Below are 7,606 nucleotides of genomic sequence, written 5' to 3'. Positions count from 1 at the left end.
TGCTGGACAATTTATATGCAGAATGGGATTTTAAGAGCCCGCTCTAATCATTGAAGGCTGCCGTCATTTCTGAGGCTGGCGAAATGCTAAGACCCGATCGTGCTACTGACCAGAGTTTTTGGACGGCTTGCTGAGTGAAGCCTTCTTGAATGGTCCTAAGTGCCGCCTCGCGAATTTGCTTGTTGCCACCCGGATTATCGAGCGCGCGGATCAAGGCACCTGCCAAATGCTCAGGACCGACGGTGACTGCCTTGATCATGTTGTAGCCATCAATACCATATCTGCGCATACCCCCGACATCGGTCGATACGACCAGCATTCCTTCGGCCATTGCCTCGAGCACGGAAATGCATAGTCCCTCATGAGAACTCGACTGGACATAGATGTCGCTTGTCTGCCGGAGAGATCGGCAATCCCGACGGAAACCCAGCAGCCTGACCCTGTCGGTTAGGCCAAGCCTATGCACAAGGCCTTCAAGCTCATCGTGCAGAGGGCCATTCCCAGCTATGTCGAGTGAGATGTCATAGCCCCTGTCTACGAGAAGCCTAACTGCCTTGATTAAATCCGCATGGTTCTTCACTGCACAGAGGCGTCCAATTGTCAGCATGCGGACGCGCCCATCGGGCCAATCCGGAACGCTTCCCCTAACATCAAGCATCGTCAAGGGCACTTGGAAGTGTGATCTGTCCGGCAATCTACGGTGAAACCTGCGCATCGCAGCCCAAGTTTCCGGGTCATCGTATAAAACTGCATCGATCCTGCCGGCGGTCAATTTCAAGAGCGGACCAGTTATATTGCGGCGATGGAACTCACTATGCTCAAATGCAACGACTTTGAGTTTCGGATAGCATGTTGCGACGAGGCGGCCAACGATATTGGCTTGCGGCAGGGACAGAATCATCAGGTCGGGCTTGAACTTGGCCAGCATCTGGAAAATGCGCGGAAGAGCGCGCAGCATCGTCATGCCGCTGACCGAGTTACCCTCGAACAAGTGACAGACGCGGTCGGAACCCAATTTGTCGGACAGACGCTCGCCTGCCCATCCGTCATCCCGGACCAAGGCGCAGATCAACAGTTCAGTACCTTCGAAAAACCCCTTTTCCACCATGGTCGCCAAGCCCAACTCGGCACCGCCATTTGAAAAGCCATTGAGCAGGTAGAAGATTTTCATATGCGCACTCCCAATGAACACCAGTACAGGACCTCTACGGCAATACCAAGTTCTGCCCAAGGTTTGATCACGTTCGACTAAGCTTCCACGTCAGGGTGGTCAACGCTGCACTACCATCGACAATCCACCTGCTTGCGCTGCCTGCCAGCGGGAAAGCGTCCTTTCAATCATCGCTAAACCGGGGATCAGGACAAATGCAGGATAAGTCATGACTGCAGCCCATAAGACACCGGATACGCCCATAGCGCGCATCATCATGATCTTGACCGTGATAACCGCAATCGCACCGACAACCAGAATGCAGACCTGTGCCTTGATGAAGGGCGCATTGTTGGCGCAAGCGGTGAGCGACGCTCCGATCGCGAACAGCGGAATCCAGATCGCGGCGGCGTGGAGCAAACTCGGATTGACGACTGCATCCGGTGAGATCCAGAGTCCGATGATATCGTTCCCTGCCAAGCCGATCAGCAGGGCGGGAGGAGCAGCCAACAACAGGGAGATTCCGAGCGAGCGCCACAGTATCGCTCTCACGCCGGATGCCGATCTGCTGGATGTGGCGCCTGCATATGCAGGCCAATACGGTATCATCATCATGCTGATCACGGCTTGCAGCGCGGATACGAGCTTTATGGCAATACCACATTCCGCCGCTGCGGCGGGGCCCAGCACCTTCAAGGCAAGCAGTGCGTCCAAGTTGAGACTGACGATCGACGCGGCGGCCATCACGAAGAAAAGTCCGCCACTTCTGACCAACCGGCTGGTGATCTCCATGTCCGGCGCGGCGAGACGAGGGATGAGTTCCCGGTGGTTCCTGAAAAACATGAGGGTGTTCACTGCGTGAACCAATACCGGCGGCAAGACGAGGGCCATGGTCATGCTGACCAGCCCTGGGTTGAGCACCGCAGCCGCCGCGATACATAAAGCCGACACAATGGCCGAAATCATGTCGTACATGTTGTGGCGCTGAACTTCGGAAAAGGCCAGTCTGATCTTCCCGATTAGGCTCAAAGGAGCGAAAATAGCTATGGAGATCAGAGTCAGTGCCAAAGCCGCGCCGACATCGCCAAGTTCCGCCTCTGTTACATTCCCGGCCAAGTTATCCATCCAGCCTGCCTGCCACGCCAGCACGGTCGTACCAAGGATCATTGCAGCCGGTGCGACCAGGATGATGTAGGCATTCGTGATTATATCAACGATAGTGGTGTGTTTTGCCTTCTGGCGCATCTCGGTGATGGCATTTACCAGCCCTGACCCTATCCCAAAATCTATAATAAATAGGACCGCCAGCAATGCGGTCATGGAAACCCAAATACCGAAAGCGTCCTTGGACATGTGATTCGATGCCAGGGGTACTATCAGCGCCATGCAAGCGATCTGCACGACCCGTGCCGTGGCAGCAACTACTGCTGCTCGGAAAGGGGAGTTCCAAGTCGTTGGTATTTTCACTTGCATATTTTCATGTTTCAATCATCGCGAAAGGTAATTGAGCATTGAGTAAGCCTTTGCCTACCTTCGTAGGTATCATGAAGTATCATATTACTGACCAAGGAACAGAATGCAGCATGCCCTTTGATAAACCTGTCTATCAACATATCAGGCATTGCGAGAAGAGCGCATTTGGCTGATACAAAATAGATTATATCGTGTGATCTTGCAGACACTAATCCATTGATAGTATTTTAATGTCAATCGACGCGTGCTTCATGCTTTCAGAGGTGGTGTGAGCCGTTCTATGGTTCGGTCCCGGAAATTGTGAACTAATTCCGATATTTGATTTCGGCCCATCCCGTGTACGAGCAAATGATCGGAAGCTAAGAGCCCGTTTGGAAAGGTCGGCATTACGGCCTGAGAGGTCGTGACAAATTGGGATGAGGGGTGTTTTGGCGGGAAAGTTCTTCAGACGGAGACCACCGATGTGGACGCCCGAAGATCGCGTGCTGGTTGGAGATTACGGCTGCGGCCAAGCGCTGAGCGAGGATCAATACCGCCTGCTGGAACGATTGATCCCGCCACCGAAGCCGGGAGGCCGGCCGCGGACGACCGACATGCGGCGAACGCTCGACGGCCTGTTCTACGTGGTGCGAACCGGCTGCCAGTGGCGCCACCTGCCGCCGCCAGCATTCCCGCCCTGGCGCACGGTGTACGGCTACTTCCGTGACTTCATCGAGGCGGGCGTCTGGAAAACCATGCGACATGAACTCGTCACTCTGCTCCGCGAGCGCGAGGGCCGCGACGCCAGCCCAAGCGCCGCCATCATCGACAGCCAGAGCGTGAAGACGACGGAAAAGCAACCGTGTCCTTTCGACGTCGGGCAGAAACTGGTACGGGACATGCGGGTGGAAGCCAAGCGCGCGGCGGACAACGCAGCAGGAGGCGCTTCGACCCTCCTGGCGCGAGTTCAGCACCGTGCTCGGGACCGTCAAGGACGCGCGTCGCGCGCCGCTGCGCGGTGCCCTAGGGGCATCCTTGACCGTCCCTGCGCGCGGCACTTACCGGAAGCCAGGTCGGGGCGAAGGGATGGTCTTGCCGATCGAACAAAGGGATAGGCCAGGACGGAGCCATCCTGCCGGCGCCTAGCCCTGTGCGTGATCGAGCCGGAGGCTCAGGCGGGCTCCTCCTTCCAAGTCTGTTGGGCGGCCAGCATGGCGTTGAGCCGTACAATCATTTTGCGCATGCAGGCCGTCAGAGCGACCTTGGCCGGCTTACCGCGGCCAGTGAGACAGAGATAGAACGTGCGCAGCACGCCCTGGCCCTGAGTGGCGGCGCGGAGTATCGACATATAGAGGAGTTGACGCACGTCCTCGTGCCCACCGGCGATGTGGCGCTCGCCCTTGCGATCACCGCTATCATCGGCAAACGGCGCGACCCCGAGCAAGGCGGCGATCGCGCAGCCAGAGATCCGTCCCAGCTCGGGCAGCAGGACCGCCATGGCCACCGCGGTGGTCTGACCGATGCCGGGCGCGCTGCACAGTGCCTCGACCCGCTTGGCCAGCGCCGCATCAGCCCCAGCCTGCCGATCGATCAGCTCTTCCAACTCCACGATCGCCGTGGCCAAGCTCGCCAGCGCGGTCTCCACCACAGTCTTGGCGGCGTCAGGCAAGTCCTTGATCGCTTTGGTCATGTCCGCGCGTTTGTCGACCAGCAGGCGGCGCGTCCGGATCAGCTTGGCCAAGTCCTCGCGCGCCGGCTCAACCGTTACTGGCGGAGTGTCGACCAAGGTGGCGGTAAACTCGGCAATCACCCGTGCGTCGATCGGGTCGGTCTTGGCCCGCCGCCCCTTGGCCTTGGCGAAATGGCGCACGCGCGCCGGGTCAAGGATGTGGACCTCCAGGCCAGCCGCGCACAGCACATCGCGCACCGCGCGTTCGTAGCCGCCACTAGCATCCAGCCCAACTCGGGTGACGCCGCGCTCCTTAAACCAGACCACCAGCCTCTGGTGATCCGCCGGCTCGTTTTCGGGCCGGATCTGCTCGCCTCCGGGATAGACTGCGAGGTCGAGGAAGCGCTTCCCGCAATCAATCCCCGCAGATTGGACCAACTGTGGCATCCTCATGGTCCTTTCTTGTGGTTCGGGCTTCTCGCCCATGCAACCGTTCGGACTTCAAGGAAGGTCGACCGCCCTCGCGCTTTTTCTCGGCCTGCAAGGTCCTGGGGGGAACGGGGTCGGTCAACCCGGATAGCTCGTTGGCCGACGAGCTATCCGGCCTCCAACATACACCACCACCGTCACACAAGGGGGGCCTCGGGGCTACGACGCGGGTAAAAAGGTCAAGGGCCGCAAGCGCCACATCGCGGTCGACACGTCCGGCCTGCTGCTCGGCATCGTCGTCCATGCCGCCAACATCCAGGATGCCGACGGTGCCTGCGATCTCCTGAGAAAGATCAAGCCGCTCTACTGCTGGCTCCGCGCGGTGTTCGCCGACAGCGCCTACAACCGTGCCGCCACCCTGCTCGCCTGCTTCCTGCTCGGCCTGACCCTGATCGTCGTGCGGCGCATCGCCGGAACCGTCGGTTTCGTCGTCATCCCACGCCGCTGGGTCGTCGAGAGGTCCTTCGGCTGGCTTGGACGCTGGCGCCGCCTCTCAAAAGACTACGAGCAGTTGCCTGAGGTTTCCGAGGCTATGGTCACCGTTGCAATGATCCGACTCATGCTCCAGCGACTTGCTCATTCAAGCCAAAACAGATTGCCATCATGCTAACTTTTCAAACGGGCTCTCAGGCGACCAAAGCGCCGTCCAAAAAGCCGACCGGAGTGGCGCTACGATCTAAAGACGACCAAATCTATCGTAACAATGTAGTTGATTGCGCCCGCTCCAGGCGGCACCATCCACCGACCAACGGTTCCACAAGATCCAGGATCATGCCGCGCACTCGCGGCCATGCCGCAGTCGGGGAGCAGGGAAGCGCCTATGGGAACAATCCAGCGGGAACACCGCATCGGCATCATCGGGGCCGGTTTCACCGGGACTCTGCTTGCCGTCCACCTCTTGCGGCAGGCGGAGACGCCGACGCACCTTTTCCTGGTCGAGCGGCGAGGCGACTTCGGGCGGGGCGTCGCCTACTCGACCGGCAACGACGCTCACCTGTTGAACGTCCGGGCCTTCAACATGAGCGCCTATCCCGACGATCCCCGGCACTTCCTGATGTGGCTCTGGGCGCGGGACGACCCCAGGAGCCCCGCCAACGCGATCCCGCCCAGCGGTCACGCCTTCGTGTCGCGCGGCCTCTACGGCACATACATCCAGGAACAGTTCGCAACCGCCGTTCGCGAAGCGGCGGGCCACGGCACCTGCTCGACGCTGGGCGACGACGTCGTCGACCTGCGCCGCCGGCCCGAAGGCGGCTTCGTCCTCCGTCTCGCCTGCTCCAGCGAGATAGAGGTCGATACCGTGGCCCTCTGCATCGGCAATTTTCCGCCGGCGCTGCCGGGCGGCGTGTGCCGGGAGGGGGCAAGCAGCCCGTTCTACATCGGCGATCCCTGGAATGCCCCAGAGATTGCCGGGATTCCGCCGGATGCGCCGGTGCTGGTGCTCGGCACCAGCCTGACCACTGCCGACCTCGTGATCTCGCTCCAGCGGAACGGCCATCGCGGGCCGATCACGGCGCTGTCCCGCCGGGGATTGCTGCCGACGACCCATAAGGAAGCGCGCTCCTATCCCGGTTACGTCGACGACTTCCTGGCGGACGACGCACCCCCGTTGCGTGTGCTCGACCTGCTCCGCCGTGTCCGGCGCGAAGTCGTCGTCGGTGCCCACGCCGGTTACGACTGGCGCAGCGTGCTCGATGCCCTGCGCCCGAATCTGCGCCGCCTGTGGCGCCGTCTGCCCGACGCACAGCGCCGCCGCTTCCTGCGCCATCTCAGGCCCTACTGGGACATCCACCGCCATCGCATGGCGCCGGAGGTGGCCAGCCTCCTGGACAAGCTCCAGCTGGAGGGACGGCTGACATTCCAGCGCGGCCGGCTGCGGACCCTGCGCCCGACCCCCGGCGGACTGGTTCCCGTCGTGACGCCGCACGGGGCCGCGCAGGAGACCGAGCTTGCGGCGGGCTGGGTCATCAATTGTTCCGGCCCGGCCTGCGACTACGCCCGCATCGGTCATCCCCTGGTCCGCAGCCTCCTGGACGGCGGCCTCGCCCGGCCGGATGCACTTGGCCTCGGCCTCGACGTAACCGACCGTTCCGTCGTCATCGGAGCCGATGGGAGCCCGACGGAGGGACTCTATGCATTAGGGCCGGTCACTCGCGGCGCCTTCTGGGAAATCACCGCCGTTCCCGAACTGCGCGTCCAGTGCGCGGACATCGCACGCCGGCTTCACCCGGCCTATCGGGAGCTGGAGACCTGATACGGCTGCACCGGCCAACGGTTCATGCCCATCCGTGGGGTGCCGTGATGACGGAATGGCAATTCATGTCAATTTAAAACGAATGGTAGAATGCGGCCGGTTCGATTTCCTGTCATCCCTGGGAACATCGTCATGGCCAAGAACATCTGCATCTTCTCGGACGGCACCGGACAGGGCGGAACCGCCAAGGGCGCCGACAACACCAATGTCTTCCGGCTGTATCAAGCCTGCTGCTGCGACGATCCTTCCACCCAGGTCTGCTTCTACGATGCCGGCCTGGGGGCGCGGGCGGACGGCGCGGGGAAGTGGACGCGCTGGATCCACGACACCCTGTCCCAGGCTACCGGACTGGGCATCTCGCAGAACATAAAGGACTGCTACGACGCGGTGATCCAGCATTACGAACCGGGCGACCACATCTTTCTGTTCGGCTTTTCCAGGGGCGCCTATACTGTCCGCAGCCTGGGCGGCGTCCTGAAGCTGTGCGGCGTTCCCGGCACGGATGCCCGCGGCCGGCAGCCCCGCACGTCGAAGGACGCCCGCCGGGAACTGGTCGAGGAAGCGGTCGAGAAGGTCTACAAGACATACGGAT

At 61.0% G+C, this 7,606-nt stretch carries 6 protein-coding genes and 1 pseudogene; 4 read left to right on the top strand and 3 right to left on the bottom strand.

Annotated elements, in window-relative coordinates:
- Positions 1 to 43: 43 nt before the first annotated feature.
- Both AC5JJ6_RS32985 and AC5JJ6_RS32980 read right to left on the bottom strand, forming a co-directional pair.
- Positions 44 to 1,171 carry a glycosyltransferase gene (locus AC5JJ6_RS32985; RefSeq protein ID WP_496046101.1) on the bottom strand — a complete coding sequence of 376 codons (1,128 nt, stop codon included), beginning with the start codon at positions 1,169 to 1,171 and terminating at the stop codon, positions 44 to 46.
- 99 nt (positions 1,172 to 1,270) lie between these two features.
- On the bottom strand, positions 1,271 to 2,503 hold the full coding sequence (locus tag AC5JJ6_RS32980) for a lipopolysaccharide biosynthesis protein (RefSeq protein ID WP_496046100.1): 1,233 nt from the start codon (positions 2,501 to 2,503) through the stop codon (positions 1,271 to 1,273).
- 581 nt (positions 2,504 to 3,084) lie between these two features.
- Between AC5JJ6_RS32980 and AC5JJ6_RS32975 the strand changes: the two genes are divergently transcribed.
- Positions 3,085 to 3,717, top strand: a complete 633-nt coding sequence (locus AC5JJ6_RS32975; RefSeq protein ID WP_496046099.1) for a transposase — start codon at positions 3,085 to 3,087, stop codon at positions 3,715 to 3,717.
- A 56-nt stretch (positions 3,718 to 3,773) separates the two neighbouring features.
- Here the strand turns inward: AC5JJ6_RS32975 and AC5JJ6_RS32970 are convergent, their stop codons facing one another.
- On the bottom strand, positions 3,774 to 4,718 hold the full coding sequence (locus AC5JJ6_RS32970) for an IS110 family RNA-guided transposase (RefSeq protein ID WP_496046098.1): 945 nt from the start codon (positions 4,716 to 4,718) through the stop codon (positions 3,774 to 3,776).
- Positions 4,719 to 4,914: 196 nt separating this feature from the next.
- Between AC5JJ6_RS32970 and AC5JJ6_RS32965 the strand changes: the two are divergent.
- From AC5JJ6_RS32965 to AC5JJ6_RS32955, 3 genes and pseudogenes are all read left to right on the top strand, one after another.
- Positions 4,915 to 5,370: pseudogene (locus tag AC5JJ6_RS32965) on the top strand (IS5 family transposase); the annotation flags it as partial.
- 210 nt (positions 5,371 to 5,580) lie between these two features.
- Positions 5,581 to 7,014: an FAD/NAD(P)-binding protein gene (locus AC5JJ6_RS32960; RefSeq protein WP_496046097.1), complete on the top strand. Its 1,434-nt coding sequence runs from the start codon at positions 5,581 to 5,583 to the stop codon at positions 7,012 to 7,014.
- 132 nt (positions 7,015 to 7,146) lie between these two features.
- Positions 7,147 to 7,606, top strand: a 460-nt coding sequence (locus AC5JJ6_RS32955; protein WP_496046096.1) for a phospholipase effector Tle1 domain-containing protein, incomplete at its 3' end; no start/stop codon positions are given.

It is taken from the genome of Skermanella sp., from assembly GCF_059503625.1.
Note: the sequence above shows the minus strand (reverse complement) of the source record. Positions and strands in the feature narration are given on the sequence as shown.

Coding starts and splice junctions, on each gene's coding strand:
- AC5JJ6_RS32960 (WP_496046097.1), top strand. CDS start 5,581: ATGGGAACAATCCAGCGGGAACACCGCATCGGCATCATCGGGGCCGGT.
- AC5JJ6_RS32985 (WP_496046101.1), bottom strand. CDS start 1,171: ATGAAAATCTTCTACCTGCTCAATGGCTTTTCAAATGGCGGTGCCGAG.
- AC5JJ6_RS32975 (WP_496046099.1), top strand. CDS start 3,085: ATGTGGACGCCCGAAGATCGCGTGCTGGTTGGAGATTACGGCTGCGGC.
- AC5JJ6_RS32970 (WP_496046098.1), bottom strand. CDS start 4,718: ATGCCACAGTTGGTCCAATCTGCGGGGATTGATTGCGGGAAGCGCTTC.
- AC5JJ6_RS32980 (WP_496046100.1), bottom strand. CDS start 2,503: ATGTCCAAGGACGCTTTCGGTATTTGGGTTTCCATGACCGCATTGCTG.